Source organism: Clostridium sp. C8 (assembly GCF_001010885.1).
Taxonomy (GTDB): Bacteria; Bacillota; Clostridia; order Clostridiales; family Clostridiaceae; genus Clostridium; species Clostridium sartagoforme.
The window spans coordinates 1-16,713 of record NZ_LBMX01000040.1; the positions used below are offsets into that span (position 1 = coordinate 1).

Consider the following 16,713-nt stretch of genomic DNA (forward strand, 5'->3'; position numbering starts at 1 on the left):
AAAAATGCTTCGCATTTTATAACTATTGTGTAATAAAATTAATTTTATTTCAAAAGATATAATATAGTTTAAAATAGTCTGGAGAAATAAAAATGAAAAATTTAATTAAAAGAAAAATAAGTATAGTATTTATAATAGTTTTTGCTTTAGTTGAAATAAGTTTATATGTAAAGTCTGAATCAGCTGAAGCAAGTAATAAGAATTATAATAGGGAGTTAGCGGTAGAATATGCTCTAAAATGGGCTACTTCATCAAATAGTAAATATTATAACTATATTAAAGATGGAGGAGATTGCACTAATTTTGTATCACAAGTTTTAAGAGCAGGTGGAATGGAGTTTTTAGGATCTAGAGAAACTGCTACAAGTATTAAATCTTGGTTTTATTATTCGGCAAATTTACCCAATAGAAGCTCTACGTGGACTGCAGCACAACCATTTCATCTACATTTTGGAATAGAAAATAAAAGGGCTCATAAATATATTGAATATAAAATAATAGATGCATTGGTAAATTGGGATGAAATATATATGAATTTATTACCAGGAGATATAGTTCAATATTCAAGGCCCAATAATATAACTTTTCATTCACAAGTTATTACAGAATTAATAGATAGAAAACAAATCATATATTTTTGTCAACATTCTAATTCCATAGAGAATTTTATAAAAAATGGGAATTTAAGATATTATTTAATGGGTAAACCAAACAATTACAATTTCTATATTTATAATATAAAAAGTCATAATGATAATATTTATAGAAATAGTAAAATAAATAGTACAGAAATATGTAATGAAAATTTAACAGAAGATGATTATAGAAAGGAATTAGTAGAAGCTATATATATAATAAAAGTAAGTTTAAGCGATACTAGATTTAATAGTGAAGAGGATATTAGTGAAGAAACAGAAGAATTCATTAATAAGATGAACAAAAGAATAGAAGAAATAGAATTTTATATGAATACAAGAGAAAAATCAGAAAAGGATTTATTAGAAATTCTTTCTAGTAGAGAAGGACTTTAATAGGTATTAATTGAAAGATATATTTAAAGAAGGAATAAAAAATATAAAATATGATAAGAATAAAAATAACCCGCTAGGGTTACGTAGGTTTCTTTGCCGGTAGTTAAAAGCTACCGGTACTTTTTTAAAAAATATTTAAAAAAAGAGTAGCTTTTTAAAAAAGAATATGTTATTATAAATAGGTAGTCAAAAAGACTAACAATATTTTGTTTAAAGATTTTGAAAGATAATGAGATTCTCCGTTATAGAGATTAGTAGTTACTTGAATAGTCTTTAGAATGGAGGATTTAAAATGGAAGATAGAAAATTAGTATGTAAAGATTGCGGTAAAGAATTCATATTCACAGTAGGAGAACAAGAATTCTACAAAGAAAAAGGATTCGATAACGATCCAGTAAGATGTGCTGATTGCAGAAGAGCAAGAAAAGCTCAAAACAACAGAAGATAATTATAAGTTATCTAAGCTATAGATTAATTTCTATAGCTTTTATTTTTGTAAAATTTTAAATTAATTCATATAAAAGCAATAAATAATCAGATAACTTAATATTAATATACCATAATAACAATAAGGTAAATTATTAAAAAACTACTAGCAAAAAAAAATAATATATGATAGAATGATGATGTAGGTCATAGAACCGAGAAATATTTGTTTAAAGATTGAATAGAAATTAGCTTTCTCCATTTGTAGAGATTTGTTGATATTATATTGGTCTTTAGAATGGAGGATTTAAAATGGAAGATAAGAAAATAATATGTAAAGACTGCGGTAAGGAATTCATATTCACAGTAGGAGAACAAGAATTCTACAAAGAAAAAGGATTCGATAACGAACCAGTTAGATGTATTGATTGCAGAAGAGCAAGAAAAGCTCAAAATAACAGAAGATAGTTAATTGAAGACTGTAGGGTTACCTACAGTCTTTTTAAGTGATACCCTAAATCTATGATTTAAGTAAATATATTTCATTTCCTAATCTTTGAATCCATAAGTTGAGGTCCTTGTAGCATGTAATGCCTCATTAACATTTGCTAAAGTATCTTGAATAAGTTGTTTATTATCATCTTTTTCTACAGTTTTTATAGCATCATGCAACAATTTTTGTGCATGTGTAATATCAGAAAGAGCACACTTTAATTCATCTTTTGCATTTGTCTTATGACCCATATAAAATCTCCTCCTAATCTTTATAGTTTTTCAAAGTATCTTGAGCAGAATCAACAGCACTGCCAATAGCTTCAAGTGCAGTATGAATTTCACTTCTATTATGATTTTCTTCTGCATTTAAATAAGCAGTGTTTAGATGATTTTGGCAAGAGCAAAGCTCATCTAAAGCTAATCTTAAATTTTCTTTTGCGTTATGCTTCATATTAACACCACCTTAAATTGAATCTCTATTAGTTTGTGCAAAAATATTATTTAAATAACATATTTAATAAAAAAAATAATAGAATAAAAGGGAAATAACGGCACAATAATATACGAAATATATAATTATAAAAACACGGAATAATTCGTAATATGACGAATTATTTTTGTTTTTTACTGATAAGAAGTTGACAAATATAACTAACAATGATACCCTAGTCATATAAACACGAATTATATTGAATAAAACTTAAAAATAATTCGTGAGTATAATTAAAATCCATTAGTTTTGGAGGTATGTGAGTTTAAAATGAGATGTATATTTGTAGAGAAAAAAAAAGGCTTTGATATTGAAGGGAAAGGTTTACTTGAGGATTTTAGAAAAAATTTAGGAATTACTTCTCTTGAGGGAGTCAGACTTATAAATAAATATACTTTAGGGGAAATGAAAGAAGAAGATTATAAAAAAGCTCTTTATACGATATTTTCAGAAAGAAATGTAGATAATGTTTATGAAAATAATCTAGATGTAAAAGAGCATGAAGTTGCCTTTGGGGTTGAATATTTACCAGGCCAATATGATCAAAGAGCAGATTCAGCTTCAGAATGTTATCAATTATTGACTTCAGGAGAAAAAATAGAAGTTAAATGGACAAAAATTATAATATTAAGAGGTGCTTTATCAAGTGATGAGGTAGTAAAAATTAAAAGTTATTATATAAACCCAGTTGACTCCAGAGAAGTAAATATAGATAACTTAGAACTATTATCAAAACTTCCAGAGCCGAAAAATGTAAAGATATTAAATGGATTTATTAATAAAAGTGATAAAGAAATAAATGAGTTACATAGTAACATGAATCTTGCTATGAGCTTAGATGATATAAAACTAATAAGAGATTATTTTAAAGAAGAAAATAGAGATCCAAGCATTACAGAGATAAAAGTTATTGATACATATTGGTCAGATCATTGTAGACACACAACTTTTTCAACAGCTATAGAAAATATAGTTATTGAGGAAGGACTTTATTCAAGACCAATAATAAAATCTTATGAAGCATATTTAAAATCAAGAAATTTTGTTTATGGTGAAACTGATAGAGATGAAACATTAATGGATATAGCAGTTATAACAATGAAAGAAATGAGAAAAAGAGGTTTATTAGAAGATTTAGATGTATCAGATGAAATTAATGCTTGCTCAATTAATGTAAATATAGAAACTAATAATGGAATAGAAGAATATTTAGTCATGTTTAAAAATGAGACACACAATCATCCAACTGAAATAGAACCCTTTGGAGGTGCAGCTACATGTCTTGGTGGTGCTATTAGAGATCCGTTATCAGGCAGAACATATGTATATCAAGCCATGAGAGTTACAGGTGCCGCAGATCCAACTGTTGATATAGAAGAAACATTAAAAGGAAAACTTCCTCAAAGAACTATAACTTTAGGAGCAGCTCATGGATATAGTTCATATGGAAATCAAATAGGTCTTGCTACAGGACAAGTTGCTGAAATATATCATCCAAATTATGTTGCTAAAAGAATGGAAATTGGAGCTGTTATAGCAGCAGCACCTAAGAAAAATGTAGTTAGAGAAGAGCCTAAAGTAGGAGATGTTGTAATTCTTTTAGGTGGGAGAACAGGAAGAGATGGATTAGGCGGAGCAACAGGATCATCTAAAGAACATACAGAAGATTCAATTAATGAGTGTGGAGCAGAAGTTCAAAAAGGAAATCCTCCTACTGAAAGAAAGATTCAAAGATTATTTAGAAACTTTGAAGTTTCAAAGATGATAAAAAGATGTAATGATTTTGGAGCAGGTGGAGTTTCAGTTGCAATTGGAGAATTAACAAGAGGCTTAGATATATATTTAGATAATGTTCCTAAAAAGTACGAAGGTTTAGATGGAACAGAAATTGCTATTTCAGAATCTCAAGAAAGAATGGCAGTTGTAATTAATAAAGAAGATGAAGAAAAATTTATATCTCTATGTGCAGAAGAAAATTTAGAAGCAGTTAAAGTTGCAGATGTAACTGATAATGAAAGACTTAGAATGTTCTGGCGAGGTATAAATATAGTAGATTTAAAAAGAGAATTCTTAGATACAAATGGGGCAAGACAAACAACAGAAGTAGAAGTGAAATCTCCAAAAGAATATCCATTTAAAATAAAAAATGTAGATATAAAAGAAGAATGGATTAATACATTAAGGAAATTAAATGTATCAATGCAAAAAGGATTAGTTGAGAGATTCGATTCAACTATAGGATCTGGAACTGTGCTTATGCCTTTTGGTGGAAAATATCAAACAACACCAGCAGAAGGTATGGCGGCTAAGGTGCCAGTATTAAATGGAGAGAGTAATGATGCAACATTAATGACATATGGTTTCAATCCAGATATGGGGATGTGGAGTCCTTATCATATGGCATATTATTCAGTAATAGAAGCAGTAACTAAACTTTCAGCTATGGGTGGAAATTATAAAAAAGCAAGACTTACATTACAAGAGTATTTTGAGAGATTAGGAAAAGATAAAATTAAATGGGGCAAACCTTTTTCAGCATTACTTGGAGCATATCAAGCACAAATGGACTTAGGAATACCAGCAATTGGTGGTAAGGACTCTATGTCAGGTACATTTGGAGACTTAGATGTACCTCCATCATTAGTAGCTTTTGCAGTTGATGTTGCTAAAGTTAAGGATATTATATCTCCAGAGTTTAAAAATAATGACTCTAAAATAGTACTTTTAATAGCTGAAAAAAATGAAGATATGACATTGAAAGTAGATGCATATAAGAAGAACTTAGAAAAGTTACATGAGCTTATTTTAGATAAAAAAGTTATTTCAGCTTCATCAGTGAAATTTGGTGGAGTAGCAGAAGCATTAACTAAAATGAGTTTAGGAAATAGAATTGGGGTAGAGTTTGAAGGATTAAGCAAAGAAGAATTATTTGAGCTTAATTATGGAAGCTTGATTTTAGAAGTTAAAAATGATGTTGAAATAGAAAAAGAATTAAAAGATTGCGCTTATAAAGTAATAGGTAATACAACAAAAAATGGGGCTATTGTTTGTGAAGAATATGATATTAATTTTGATATAGAATATTTAGAAAAGATACTTGAAGAGAAGTTATCAAAGGTATTTAAAGTAAAGACAGAAGATAAAAAAGAAAAGATAAAAACAGTTTTATATGAAGATAAAGAAATAAAAACTCCCTTAATAAAAATTGCAAAACCAAAAGTATTTATTCCAGTTTTTCCTGGTACAAACTGTGAATATGATTGTGCAAGAGCCTTTAAAAATGAAGGGGCAGAAGTTTCAGAACTTGTTCTAAACAATATGAACAAGGATTTATTAAATCAATCAATTTTAGAAATGGAAAAGAGCATAAGAAAAAGTCAAATAATTATGTTACCGGGCGGATTCTCTGCTGGAGATGAACCAGATGGATCAGGAAAATTTATAGCAACAGTATTTAGAAATGAAAGAATTAAAGATGCTGTAATGGATCTATTAAAGAATAGAGATGGCTTAATACTTGGTATATGCAATGGCTTCCAAGCACTAATAAAATTAGGATTAGTACCTTATGGTGAAATTGTAGATATAGAAGAAGATATGGCAACTTTAACTTACAATGAAATTAATAGACATATGAGCTCAATAGTTAGAACAGAAATAGTATCTAATAAATCACCATGGTTCAATGAAGTAAATCTTGGAGATATACATTCAATTGCAATATCTCATGGAGAAGGAAGATTTGTTGCTCCACAAGATTTAATAGAAAAGTTAAGAAAAAATGGACAAATAGCAACACAATATGTTGATTTAGATGGTGAAATATCTAGCGATATGCCTTTTAATCCAAATGGTTCAATGCTAGGAATAGAAGGAATTACAAGTCCAGATGGAAGAATACTTGGAAAAATGGGACATTCAGAAAGAATAGGAGAAAACCTATATAAAAATGTTCCAGGAGACTTTGATCAAAAGATATTTAAAGCAGGGGTTAAGTACTTTAAGTAAAAAATTGCAAAGCAATTTTCTAGTGCACAGTTTAAAAGGTACAGTTCACAGTTTCGTGGACAAAGTAAAAGGTAACAAGGAACAGGTAACAGATATTAAATCTTTTTTAGTGAAATAATGACTAAATATATAAGGAAAATCTTAATTCTTAATTATAGTTTACACTTAGTACTTGATACCTGTTCGCTGTTGCTTACAAAATGAAAAAAACTGTGAACTGTGAATTGTGAACTGCGAACTGAATAAAATTGTAAAATTAAAAAAACGGAGGTTTTTAGATGAAGGTAGCTATATTTTTTGGAAGTAAATCGGATACTGAGGTTATGAAAGGAGCTGCTAATTGTTTAAGAGAATTTGGAGTAGAATTTAAAGCTTATGTATTATCAGCTCATAGGGTTCCTGAAAAGTTAACGGAAACTTTGATGGAAGCCGAAGAAAATGGATGTGAAGTTGTTATTGCAGGAGCTGGACTTGCAGCTCACTTACCTGGTGTTATAGCATCACAAACTACAATGCCTGTAATAGGGGTTCCTATAAAGGGAGCTGTTGAAGGACTAGATGCTTTATTTTCAATAGTTCAAATGCCCAAATCAATTCCAGTTGCAACAGTTGGAATTAATAATAGTTATAATGCAGGAATGCTTGCAGTACAAATGCTTGCTATAAAGGATAGTTCATTAAGAGAAAAGTTAAATAAATTTAGATTAGATATGAAAAGTAAGTTTATAGAAGAAAATGGAGAAGGGATTGATTTATAATGGAAAAATTAGAAATGATGTATGAAGGAAAAGCAAAAAAAATATATGCTACAGAAAAGGCAGAGGAAGTTATTGTTTATTATAAGGATGATGCAACAGCATTTAATGGAGAAAAGAAAGGTCAAATTGAAGATAAGGGAGCTTTAAATAATGCAATCACTTCAATGATTTTTGAAATGTTAAAAGAAAATGGAATAAAGACACACTTTATAGAAAAGTTAAATGAAAGAGAACAACTTTGTAAGAAAGTTGAAATAGTACCTTTAGAAGTAATAGTTAGAAACGTAGCAGCTGGATCAATGGCTAAAAGATTAGGATTAGAAGAAGGATTTGAACTTAAAACTACAGTATTTGAACTATCATATAAAGACGATTCATTAGGAGATCCATTAATAAATGATTATCATGCAGTAGGAATAGGTGCTACTACATTTGAAGAATTAAACAAAATTTATGAAATGACTGCTAAAATAAATGAGTTATTAAAAGAGTTCTTTATAAAGCAAAATATAAGATTAATAGATTTCAAATTAGAATTTGGAAGATATAATGGAGAAATTTTATTAGCAGACGAAATTTCACCAGATACATGTAGATTTTGGGATGCAACAACAGGAGAAAAATTAGATAAAGATAGATTCAGAAGAGACCTTGGAAATGTAAAAGATGCTTATGTTGAGATATTAAATAGAATACAGAAATAATTAATATTGGGGGTGTTATTTTGAGTTCAAATTTAATTTTGGATCCAAGTAATGATAAATTCAAGGATGAATGTGGTGTTTTTGGTATTTATGTAAATAAGCCTATGGATGTTGCATCTATGACATATTATGGATTATATGCACTTCAGCATAGGGGGCAAGAAAGTGCTGGAATAGCTGTAGCAAATGGCGAAAGTGTTGATATTCATAAAGGAATGGGGCTTATAACAGAAGCTTTTTCCAAAGATGATTTAAATAGGCTTAAGGGTTTTGCAGCAATAGGTCATGTTAGATATTCTACATGCGGAGATACTAGAATTGAGAATGCACAACCATTACTTAGCAAAACTAAACTTGGATCAATAGCAATGGCTCATAATGGTACTTTAGTAAATGCTGATGTAATAAGAGAACTTTTAGAGGACGGAGGACATGTCTTTCATACATCAATAGACTCAGAAGTTATAGCAAACCTTATTGCAAGAGGTGCTAAGAAGGGGATTGAAAAGGCGATATATGATGCCATTCAAGCAATAAGAGGATCTTTTGCAATGGTAATTTTGACAGAAGATAAACTTATAGGGGTTAGAGACCCACATGGTATTAGGCCGCTATGTTTAGGAAAGACAGCAGAAGGATATGTATTATCATCAGAAAGTTGTGCTTTAGATGCAATAAAAGCAGAACTTGTTAGAGATATAGAACCAGGCGAAATAGTTATTATAGACGATAATGGAATCAAATCATACAAGTATTCAGAAAATACACAATGTCAAACTTGTGCTTTTGAATACATTTATTTTGCTAGACCAGATTCAACAATAGATGGCTTAGATGTTCATGAATCAAGGGTGAGAGCTGGAGAGCAATTATTTAGAGAATATAAAATAGATGCAGATGTGGTAGTTGCAGTTCCTGACTCTGGAATACCAGCAGCTATAGGATATTCAAAGGCTTCAGGAATACCATATGATACTGGATTTGTAAAAAATAGATATGTAGGACGAACTTTTATAACACCTTCCCAAGAAATTAGAGAGAGAGCCGTAGCAGTGAAATTAAATCCACTTAAAGTAAATATAAAAGGAAAAAGGGTTATATTAATTGATGACTCAATAGTTAGAGGAACAACATCAAAACATTTAGTTGATTCTCTAAGAAGAGCTGGAGCAGAAGAAGTACATTTTTTAGTCGCTTCACCAATAGTTAAATTTCCTTGCTACTTTGGAATAGATACTCCATATAGAAGTGAACTTATAGGAGCTAAAAAATCAATTGAAGAAATAAGAGAAGCAATAGGTTGTGATAGCTTAGGATATTTAAGTATGGAAGGTATGTATAGTTGCTTTAAAGAAAATTGTGGATATTGTGTTGGTTGCTTTAATGGAATATATCCAGTAGCAACACCTATAGAAGGAGCAAAATAAAAGCTGAAAGGTAGTGTGTTAAATGATAACTTATAAAGAAGCTGGAGTTAATATAGAAGAAGGATATAAATCAGTAAAGCTTATAAAAGAATATGCAAGTAAAACTATGAGTGAGTATGTATTAAATGGACTTGGAAGCTTTGCTGGAATGGTTGAGCTGCCAGAAGGATATAAAAAGCCAGTTTTAGTCTCAGGAACAGATGGAGTTGGAACTAAGCTTGATATAGCCTTTAAAACTAAGAAATACGATACTGTAGGAATAGATTGTGTTGCAATGTGTGTTAATGATATTTTATGTCATGGAGCAAAACCATTATTCTTCTTAGATTACATAGCTTGTGGAAAGCTAGAAGCAGAAGTTGCAGCAGATTTGGTAAAAGGTGTATCAGAAGGATGTCTTCAAGGAGAGTGTGCTTTAGTTGGAGGAGAAACTGCTGAAATGCCAGGTTTTTATAGAGATGGCGAATATGACATGGCAGGTTTTGCAGTAGGAATTGTAGATAAAGATAAAATAATAAATGGTAAGAATATAAAAGAGGGAGACAAGCTTATAGGTATTGCATCTTCAGGATTACATTCTAATGGTTATTCATTAGTTAGAAAGATATTTGAAGATTTAAATGAGGAACTAGATGGCAAAGAAGCTTGGAAAACATTAATAACTCCAACAAAAATTTATGTTAAACCAATTTTGAAACTACGTGAAAGCTTTGAAATAAAAGGAATGGCACATATTACTGGTGGCGGATTTATAGAAAATGTTCCAAGAATGTTTAATGGAGAAAAATTTACAGCAATAATAAAGAAAGATAGCTATCCATTACCATTAATATTTGAAAAAATAATAGAAAAAGGTGTAGATAAAGATCATATGTACAACACCTTCAATATGGGGATTGGGTTTGTGTTATGTGTTAATGAGTCAGATGCAGAGCCTGTTATAAAAGCTTTAATAGAGATGGGAGAAAAAGCTTATGAAATAGGTTATGTAACATCTGGAGGTGAAGGTGTTTGCTTAAAATAGCAGTACTTGCATCAGGAGGAGGTACAAACCTTCAATCAATAATAGATTCTATAGATGCTGGAAATTTAAATTGCAAAATAGAAATGGTTATAGGAAGTAAAGATGAAATATTTGCTTTAGAGAGAGCTAAGAAAAAAGGAATAAAGACTTATGTAGTATCTAAAAAAGAATATAAAGATACTACAGGTGATAAGATATTAGAATTAACAAAGGGGAAAGTAGATTTAATAGTTCTTGCTGGATATCTTTCAATACTTGAAGGAAATATCCTTAAAGAATTTAAAAATAAGATAATAAATATACATCCATCATTAATTCCAAGCTTTTGTGGACCAAGAATGTACGGGTTAAAGGTTCATGAAGCTGTTATAAACTCAGGAGTAAAATATTCAGGTTGTACAGTACACTTTGTAAATGAAGAAGTAGATGGAGGAGCAATAATACTTCAAGAAATAGTTCCAGTCTATTTTGAAGATACAAAGGAAATATTACAAAAAAGAGTTTTAGAAAAGGAACATAAGCTATTACCAAAAGCAATTGATTTAATTAGTAAAAATAAAGTTGAAATTATAAATGGAAAAACGAAAATAAATGAAATAATGAAATAATGAAGGAATGAAAGAATGAAAAAATTAAGGAAATAACTCAACATAGTTGAGTTATGAAATTAAATAAATTCCGTAGGAATTTGAACCATAATTCTTTCATTATTAATTTTTTCATTTTTCTCATTAATAAGAAAGGGGTTTTTTAAGTTGATAAAAAGAGCTTTAGTTAGTGTTTTTGATAAAGAAGGTATTTTGGAATTCTCTAATTTTTTGCAAAATAAAGGTGTTGAAATAATATCTACAGGTGGTACTTATAAACATCTTAAGGATAATGGTGTTAATGTTGTTGAAGTTAATGAAGTTACTAATTTTCCTGAAATGTTAGATGGAAGGGTTAAAACTCTTCATCCTATTATACATGCAGGGATACTTGCTATAAGAGATAATGATGAACATATGAAAACTATAAGAGAAAGAAATATTGCTCCTATAGATATTGTTATAGTAAATTTATATCCATTTTTCCAAAAGGTTAAAGAAGATTTAAGCTTTGATGAAAAGGTTGAATTTATAGATATTGGTGGTCCTACAATGCTTAGAGCTGCAGCCAAGAATTTTAAAGATGTAGTAGTAATTTCAGATAAGGAAGACTACAAAGCTGTTATGGAGGAAATATCTGAAAATGGTGATGTTTCAGTAAAGTTAAGAAAAAAACTTGCAGGAAAAGTATTTAATTTAATGAGTGCTTATGATGCAGCAATATCTAACTTTTTATTAAAAGACGAAGAATATCCCGAATACCTTTCAATATCATATAAGAAAAAGCAAAGTTTAAGATACGGAGAAAATCCACATCAAAGTGCAGCATACTATAGCTCAAATGAATTTGATGGAGCTATGAATAGTTTTGAAATATTAAATGGTAAAGAGTTATCTTATAATAATATAAAAGACTTGGATATAGCTTGGAAGGTTGCTTCTGAATTTGATGAAGTAGCTTGTTGTGGACTTAAACATAATACCCCTTGTGGAGTTGCAATAGGTGAAACTCCTTTTGAAGTTTATAAAAAAGCTTATGATGCAGATCCAACATCTATTTTTGGTGGAATAGTAGCAATAAATAGAAAAATAGATAAAAAAACAGCAGAAGAAATGGTAAAAATATTCTTAGAAGTAGTAGCAGCACCAGAATTTGATGAAGATGCTTTAGAAGTATTAAGAACTAAAAAGAATTTGAGAGTAATTAAGTGCAATAATGCTCCAAAAGATAAAAAATACATGGTTACAGTTGATGGCGGTATATTAGTACAGGAAGAAGACAAAAATTTAATTGATGAATTAAAAGTAGTAACAGAAAAATCACCAACTGAAGAAGAAATGAGAGACTTATTATTTGGCATGAAGGTAGTTAAGTATGTTAAATCTAATGCAATTGTTGCAATAAAAGATGGTGTAGCAATTGGAATTGGTGGAGGACAAGTTAATAGAATTTGGGCAACAGAAGAAGCTCTTCAAAGAGGTAAAGGTGCAACAGTTTTAGCTTCAGATGCATTCTTCCCATTTAGAGATGTAGTAGATGAATGTGCTAAAAATGGTATTAAAGCAATAATACAGCCAGGAGGATCAGTAAGAGATCAAGAATCTATTGATGCTTGTAATGAACATGGAATAGCTATGGTATTTACGGGGGTTAGACACTTTAAACATTAATTGTAACTAAGAAAAAAGAGAACCGATTACTTCAGTCTATTACACAATTTCGCTGGATATTTCTATTGTTGTTTTCATAATAATTGCAATTTTATAAGGAAACTACTACTCCAAAGTCGTAGCAGTAAGTTCGAAGAACTAAATCAGAGATTTAGATTCTCACTTAACTCGCATTCGCTCAGACAACTGAAATTATTACGCAACTATGCCTCAAACAACAATGAAATAAAAACAGCTCATTGTGATATAGCCTTCCGCAATATGCTCTCTTTTTTCTATATAGTAATAAATAAATGCTTTTGAGTTATATAGAAATAATTTTTAGTATGAACAAAAGTTATTGATGAGGTAGTAGATATCAAATAAATTTTTGGGTGTTATTGAAAAAAATTTCAGTATGAAGTAAGAATTACTGATGAGGGGGATTTTATATGAAGATTTTATTAATTGGATCTGGTGGTAGGGAGCATGCCTTGGCTTGGAAGCTTGCTAAGAATGAGAGAGTTGAGAAGATATTTGTTGCTCCTGGTAATGGGGGAACTGCTAGGGAAAGTAAATGTGAAAATGTGAATATAACTGAAATAGATGAGCTTTTGGAGTTTGCTTTGGAGCAGTGTATTGATTTGACTGTTGTAGGTCCTGAAGATCCTTTAACTAAGGGGATTGTTGATAAGTTCAAAATGAAGGGCCTTAAGATTTTTGGACCTAGTGAAAAAGCTGCAATGCTTGAAGGTAGTAAGAGTTTTTCTAAGGATTTTATGAAAAAGTATGGAGTGAAAACTGCAGAATATGAAATTTTTTATGATGTTGATAAAGCTTTAGCTTATTTAGAAACTTGTTCGTATCCTACAGTGGTTAAGGCTGATGGATTGGCTGCAGGAAAGGGCGTTGCTATTTGTGAGAATAAAAGGGAAGCTATAGATGCAGTAAAATCTTTTATGGTTGATGATATATTTAATGGAGCAGGACAAAAGATAGTTATAGAAGAGTTTTTAGAAGGCGTAGAGGCATCTATTCTTTCAATTACAGATGGAAAAACTATTATACCATTTATATCAGCAAAGGATCATAAGCAAATATTTGATGGTGGTAAAGGCCCAAATACAGGAGGGATGGGAGTTTTAGCCCCTAATCCATATGTAACAAAAGAAATTTTAAAGGATTTTGAAGAAAAAATAATGAATAGGACTTTAGTTGGAATAAAAGAAGAAGGTTTTGATTATAAAGGTATAATATTCTTTGGTCTTATGATAACTAAAAAAGGTTCATATCTTTTAGAATATAATGTAAGAATGGGAGATCCAGAAACTCAATCAGTACTTAATTTGATGGAAAGTGATTTATTAGAACTTATAGAGTCTGCATTAATAGAGAACTTAAAAAATACAGAAGTTAAGTGGAAAAATGGTGCTTGTGTTAATGTAGTTTTAGCATCAAAAGGATATCCAGCAAGCTATCCTAAAGGATATGAAATTATTATAGAGGATGAAATAAAAGATAAAGTTTTCTTAGCAGGAGCAAAACTTGAAGATGATGTTTTAAAAACTAATGGAGGAAGAGTTCTTTCAGTAGTTGGAGTTGGAGAAACAGTAGAAAAAGCAAGAGAAGATGCTTATAAAGCTATAGAAAAAGTTGAATTTAAGGATAAATATTATAGAAGCGATATAGGGTTAATTTAATATATTTAATAATTATGATAAGGATGCTAAAATAGTATCCTTTTTACATTAGGTGGAAATTTGGAAATTATTAAATTTATATATTTACTTTGAATGTAATAATTGATTTGATTTCTCCAAATAATAGTATAGTAAATAAAAATAAATTAAGTGCATTAAAGCTTAATAAAGTCTTGGAGGAAAAAGATGAATAGAGAAACAAAAAATCAAGTTTATTCAAAAGCAAAGGAAATGATGATAGCAGGTGAGTCTTGGGATAAAATAATGGAAGAAACAAGATTAAGACAAAAAGATTTGAAAAGAATTCAAATGACAGAGATAGATCCTAAATTTTAAGGTATATTAGGATACTATATAGAAGACATATTATAAAAAAAGTGGATTTTAGATAATCCACTTTTTTATGCGTACAGAATATTATATGGAGGTTGTTGTTTAAAATCTTATTTAAGCTATTTATATCTATCTAGGAAAATTAGTGGATTTTAACAGTATATGGGTTATAATTAAATGTAAAAGACAAGGAAAAGAAAATGATTAAGAAATTTTATATATGGGGGTAACTACTGTGAAATTGATTTATAAGGGAAAATTCGATGGTAATTATGATAATCTACCATATCGTGAACACAAGCCTAATTATGTTAAGTTTAAAGAAGCTTCTAATGCAACTGAACTAGCAATAAAAGCTAATATTGTTGCTATAATACTGCTTATACTATTACTAGTAATTGCCTTTAAGCAAGGAAATTATCTTAATAATTGGGGGATATTATTATCTTTGCTATCGCTCTTTCCACATGAATTCCTACACGCTATTTGTTTTAAAGAAGAGGTATATTTATATACTTTATTAAAAAAGGGAATGTTATTTGTTGTAGGTAATGAAGATATGAGCAAGACACGCTTTATAATAATGTCACTATTACCAAATATTGTTTTTGGAATCGGTCCTTATATTATTGGATTAATTATTAAAAATAATGTATTAACAACACTAGGTATTTTTGCAACCAGTATGGGATGTGGAGATTTTATAAATGTTTATAATGCAATTACACAAATGCCTAAAGGTGCTAGAACATATTTGCATAAATTCAATTCATATTGGTATATGCCAAACTAATTAGATTTATTATTTCCCTAAGACTACGTCTTGGGGATTTTTATGTTTAGAGAGGAATTTTATATTGCATTTAATAGAGAAATATCAAAATCTAAAGTATATTTAAATATGAAAAAGAACAAACAATCAAGGTGGTTGTTGAAAGCATAAAAAATAGTACAGATAAGGATATTGCAGTAATATTAAAAGCTGAATTAGAAACGATAGATTTTTATAAGCAATTATCAATCTTTTTGAAAGATAAGGAAGTTAACTTAATTGATAATGAATACTGTAATTATGAGGAAGGAATAAATGTGTTATCTGCAAAATTAAGTAAAGGGCTAGAATTAGATTATGTTATTTTAGTAAATGCCAATGAATATAAAGATAATGAAAATGATAAAGGGTTACCTTATATTGCAACTACAAGTGCACTACATGGATTAGAAATAAACAATGTTTTATAGCTAGTATAAATAATAACTTATGGGAAAGTAAATTTAAATTATCTACTAATTCAATGAACCCAATCAATAATAGATGTAATAATAAAAACCTTAATGGATGGTTTTAGTGACTTGCAAAAAGAATATATATACTTAATTGATAATTATGCTAAATTAACTGAGTATAGAGCTAAATTAGATATATTAGAAGATATTGATAAACTTTTTAACGTAAATCCAAAGAAAAGAGAGGCTTTAGAAATAAAGAAAACAATAAATGAAGTATAACTACAGTATTAATGAAATTAAATTTAGGATCATTTGGGAGCTTCATTAGTAAAATTAATAGATTTATAAGGAATGATTTAAAAAATAGAGAGTAAATTATATGATATTGAAAGGGGCTTTTAAGTATATTTAATTCATTTTTTAATATAATAAATAGTTATTAATAGTATTTAGGATTGGTTCTATGAGTATATTTTCAAATTTAAAACAGTCGCAAAGAGAAAGATAAATTGATACTTAAGTTGAAAATGGAAATTTATAAACTAGAATTTGAAAGTAAAAAATTAAAATATGAAATATTAGAACTAAAAAAGGATATAAATTTTATTTTTTTGATACGAAAATAGAGGAAGAAATTATAAATCAGTTATACAAAGTTAAAAAAGGTTAATGTTGTTGTTGCTTGGATTACTTCAGATTCTTTAATTAATAAATTTAAAGAATTGAAAGATGAAGAATTGCTAATTAACGTTATAATTAAGGCAGATAAAGCCAAAGAAAAAGATAAATATAAAAATTATTATGATAAAAATAAAGCAGAGCTAAAGTAAGCATCAAGTAGATTTAAGGT

17 protein-coding genes are annotated in these 16,713 nt (G+C 29.1%); 15 read left to right on the forward strand and 2 right to left on the reverse strand.

Going from position 1 to position 16,713, the window contains the following annotated elements; genetic code table 11:
- Positions 1 to 92: 92 nt before the first annotated feature.
- The 3 genes from AAT22_RS05265 (at position 93) to AAT22_RS05275 (ending at position 1,925) form a co-directional block, all read left to right on the forward strand.
- Positions 93 to 1,031 carry an amidase domain-containing protein gene (locus tag AAT22_RS05265; protein ID WP_052953913.1) on the forward strand — a complete coding sequence of 313 codons (939 nt, stop codon included), beginning with the start codon at positions 93 to 95 and terminating at the stop codon, positions 1,029 to 1,031.
- Positions 1,032 to 1,323: 292 nt separating this feature from the next.
- Positions 1,324 to 1,479: a zinc-ribbon domain-containing protein gene (locus AAT22_RS05270; protein ID WP_016207040.1), complete on the forward strand. Its 156-nt coding sequence runs from the start codon at positions 1,324 to 1,326 to the stop codon at positions 1,477 to 1,479.
- A gap of 290 nt (positions 1,480 to 1,769) precedes the next feature.
- Positions 1,770 to 1,925, forward strand: coding sequence for a zinc-ribbon domain-containing protein (locus tag AAT22_RS05275; protein ID WP_016207039.1), 156 nt, complete (start codon positions 1,770 to 1,772; stop codon positions 1,923 to 1,925).
- Positions 1,926 to 2,006: 81 nt separating this feature from the next.
- Here AAT22_RS05275 and AAT22_RS05280 read toward each other — a convergent pair whose 3' ends face one another.
- Together AAT22_RS05280 and AAT22_RS05285 are read right to left on the reverse strand one after the other, a co-directional pair.
- Positions 2,007 to 2,201: a hypothetical protein gene (locus tag AAT22_RS05280; RefSeq protein ID WP_047000486.1), complete on the reverse strand. Its 195-nt coding sequence runs from the start codon at positions 2,199 to 2,201 to the stop codon at positions 2,007 to 2,009.
- Between the two features lie 13 nt (positions 2,202 to 2,214).
- Positions 2,215 to 2,403, reverse strand: coding sequence for a hypothetical protein (locus tag AAT22_RS05285; RefSeq protein WP_016207037.1), 189 nt, complete (start codon positions 2,401 to 2,403; stop codon positions 2,215 to 2,217).
- Between the two features lie 309 nt (positions 2,404 to 2,712).
- On the opposite strand from AAT22_RS05285, the gene AAT22_RS05290 reads away from it, so the two are divergent.
- The 12 genes from AAT22_RS05290 (at position 2,713) to AAT22_RS19010 (ending at position 16,142) form a co-directional block, all read left to right on the forward strand.
- Positions 2,713 to 6,450 carry a phosphoribosylformylglycinamidine synthase gene (locus AAT22_RS05290; RefSeq protein ID WP_047000487.1) on the forward strand — a complete coding sequence of 1,246 codons (3,738 nt, stop codon included), beginning with the start codon at positions 2,713 to 2,715 and terminating at the stop codon, positions 6,448 to 6,450.
- A 278-nt stretch (positions 6,451 to 6,728) separates the two neighbouring features.
- The gene (gene purE, locus AAT22_RS05295) at positions 6,729 to 7,208 is read left to right on the forward strand and encodes a 5-(carboxyamino)imidazole ribonucleotide mutase (protein ID WP_016207035.1); all 480 of its coding nucleotides are present in this window, start codon (positions 6,729 to 6,731) and stop codon (positions 7,206 to 7,208) included.
- Positions 7,208 to 7,912: a phosphoribosylaminoimidazolesuccinocarboxamide synthase gene (gene purC / locus AAT22_RS05300; RefSeq protein ID WP_016207034.1), complete on the forward strand. Its 705-nt coding sequence runs from the start codon at positions 7,208 to 7,210 to the stop codon at positions 7,910 to 7,912. The genes purE and purC overlap by 1 nt, the downstream gene beginning before the upstream one ends.
- Before the next feature lie 17 nt (positions 7,913 to 7,929).
- On the forward strand, positions 7,930 to 9,339 hold the full coding sequence (purF, locus tag AAT22_RS05305) for an amidophosphoribosyltransferase (RefSeq protein ID WP_047000488.1): 1,410 nt from the start codon (positions 7,930 to 7,932) through the stop codon (positions 9,337 to 9,339).
- Positions 9,340 to 9,361: 22 nt separating this feature from the next.
- The gene (purM, locus tag AAT22_RS05310; RefSeq protein WP_047000489.1) at positions 9,362 to 10,363 is read left to right on the forward strand and encodes a phosphoribosylformylglycinamidine cyclo-ligase; all 1,002 of its coding nucleotides are present in this window, start codon (positions 9,362 to 9,364) and stop codon (positions 10,361 to 10,363) included.
- Entirely contained in the window at positions 10,351 to 10,971 is a 621-nt protein-coding gene (gene purN / locus AAT22_RS05315; RefSeq protein ID WP_047000490.1) for a phosphoribosylglycinamide formyltransferase, read from the forward strand. The genes purM and purN overlap by 13 nt, the downstream gene beginning before the upstream one ends.
- Positions 10,972 to 11,118: 147 nt before the next feature.
- Positions 11,119 to 12,621 carry a bifunctional phosphoribosylaminoimidazolecarboxamide formyltransferase/IMP cyclohydrolase gene (gene purH, locus AAT22_RS05320; protein WP_047000491.1) on the forward strand — a complete coding sequence of 501 codons (1,503 nt, stop codon included), beginning with the start codon at positions 11,119 to 11,121 and terminating at the stop codon, positions 12,619 to 12,621.
- A gap of 431 nt (positions 12,622 to 13,052) precedes the next feature.
- A complete protein-coding gene (purD, locus tag AAT22_RS05325) occupies positions 13,053 to 14,300 on the forward strand; it encodes a phosphoribosylamine--glycine ligase (RefSeq protein WP_047000492.1) in 1,248 nt (415 codons plus the stop codon).
- Between the two features lie 186 nt (positions 14,301 to 14,486).
- The gene (locus tag AAT22_RS19265; protein WP_016207028.1) at positions 14,487 to 14,636 is read left to right on the forward strand and encodes a hypothetical protein; all 150 of its coding nucleotides are present in this window, start codon (positions 14,487 to 14,489) and stop codon (positions 14,634 to 14,636) included.
- Positions 14,637 to 14,868: 232 nt separating this feature from the next.
- A complete protein-coding gene (locus tag AAT22_RS05330) occupies positions 14,869 to 15,426 on the forward strand; it encodes a DUF3267 domain-containing protein (protein ID WP_047000493.1) in 558 nt (185 codons plus the stop codon).
- Positions 15,427 to 15,557: 131 nt separating this feature from the next.
- Positions 15,558 to 15,875 carry a hypothetical protein gene (locus tag AAT22_RS05335; RefSeq protein WP_047000494.1) on the forward strand — a complete coding sequence of 106 codons (318 nt, stop codon included), beginning with the start codon at positions 15,558 to 15,560 and terminating at the stop codon, positions 15,873 to 15,875.
- A gap of 93 nt (positions 15,876 to 15,968) precedes the next feature.
- Positions 15,969 to 16,142, forward strand: a complete 174-nt coding sequence (locus tag AAT22_RS19010; RefSeq protein WP_156174286.1) for a hypothetical protein — start codon at positions 15,969 to 15,971, stop codon at positions 16,140 to 16,142.
- Positions 16,143 to 16,713 lie beyond the last annotated feature (571 nt).

Coding starts and splice junctions, on each gene's coding strand:
- AAT22_RS19265 (WP_016207028.1), top strand. CDS start 14,487: ATGAATAGAGAAACAAAAAATCAAGTTTATTCAAAAGCAAAGGAAATG.
- AAT22_RS19010 (WP_156174286.1), top strand. CDS start 15,969: ATGGATGGTTTTAGTGACTTGCAAAAAGAATATATATACTTAATTGAT.
- AAT22_RS05265 (WP_052953913.1), top strand. CDS start 93: ATGAAAAATTTAATTAAAAGAAAAATAAGTATAGTATTTATAATAGTT.
- AAT22_RS05275 (WP_016207039.1), top strand. CDS start 1,770: ATGGAAGATAAGAAAATAATATGTAAAGACTGCGGTAAGGAATTCATA.
- AAT22_RS05270 (WP_016207040.1), top strand. CDS start 1,324: ATGGAAGATAGAAAATTAGTATGTAAAGATTGCGGTAAAGAATTCATA.
- AAT22_RS05285 (WP_016207037.1), bottom strand. CDS start 2,403: ATGAAGCATAACGCAAAAGAAAATTTAAGATTAGCTTTAGATGAGCTT.
- AAT22_RS05290 (WP_047000487.1), top strand. CDS start 2,713: ATGAGATGTATATTTGTAGAGAAAAAAAAAGGCTTTGATATTGAAGGG.
- purM (WP_047000489.1), top strand. CDS start 9,362: ATGATAACTTATAAAGAAGCTGGAGTTAATATAGAAGAAGGATATAAA.
- purD (WP_047000492.1), top strand. CDS start 13,053: ATGAAGATTTTATTAATTGGATCTGGTGGTAGGGAGCATGCCTTGGCT.
- AAT22_RS05280 (WP_047000486.1), bottom strand. CDS start 2,201: ATGGGTCATAAGACAAATGCAAAAGATGAATTAAAGTGTGCTCTTTCT.
- purE (WP_016207035.1), top strand. CDS start 6,729: ATGAAGGTAGCTATATTTTTTGGAAGTAAATCGGATACTGAGGTTATG.
- purC (WP_016207034.1), top strand. CDS start 7,208: ATGGAAAAATTAGAAATGATGTATGAAGGAAAAGCAAAAAAAATATAT.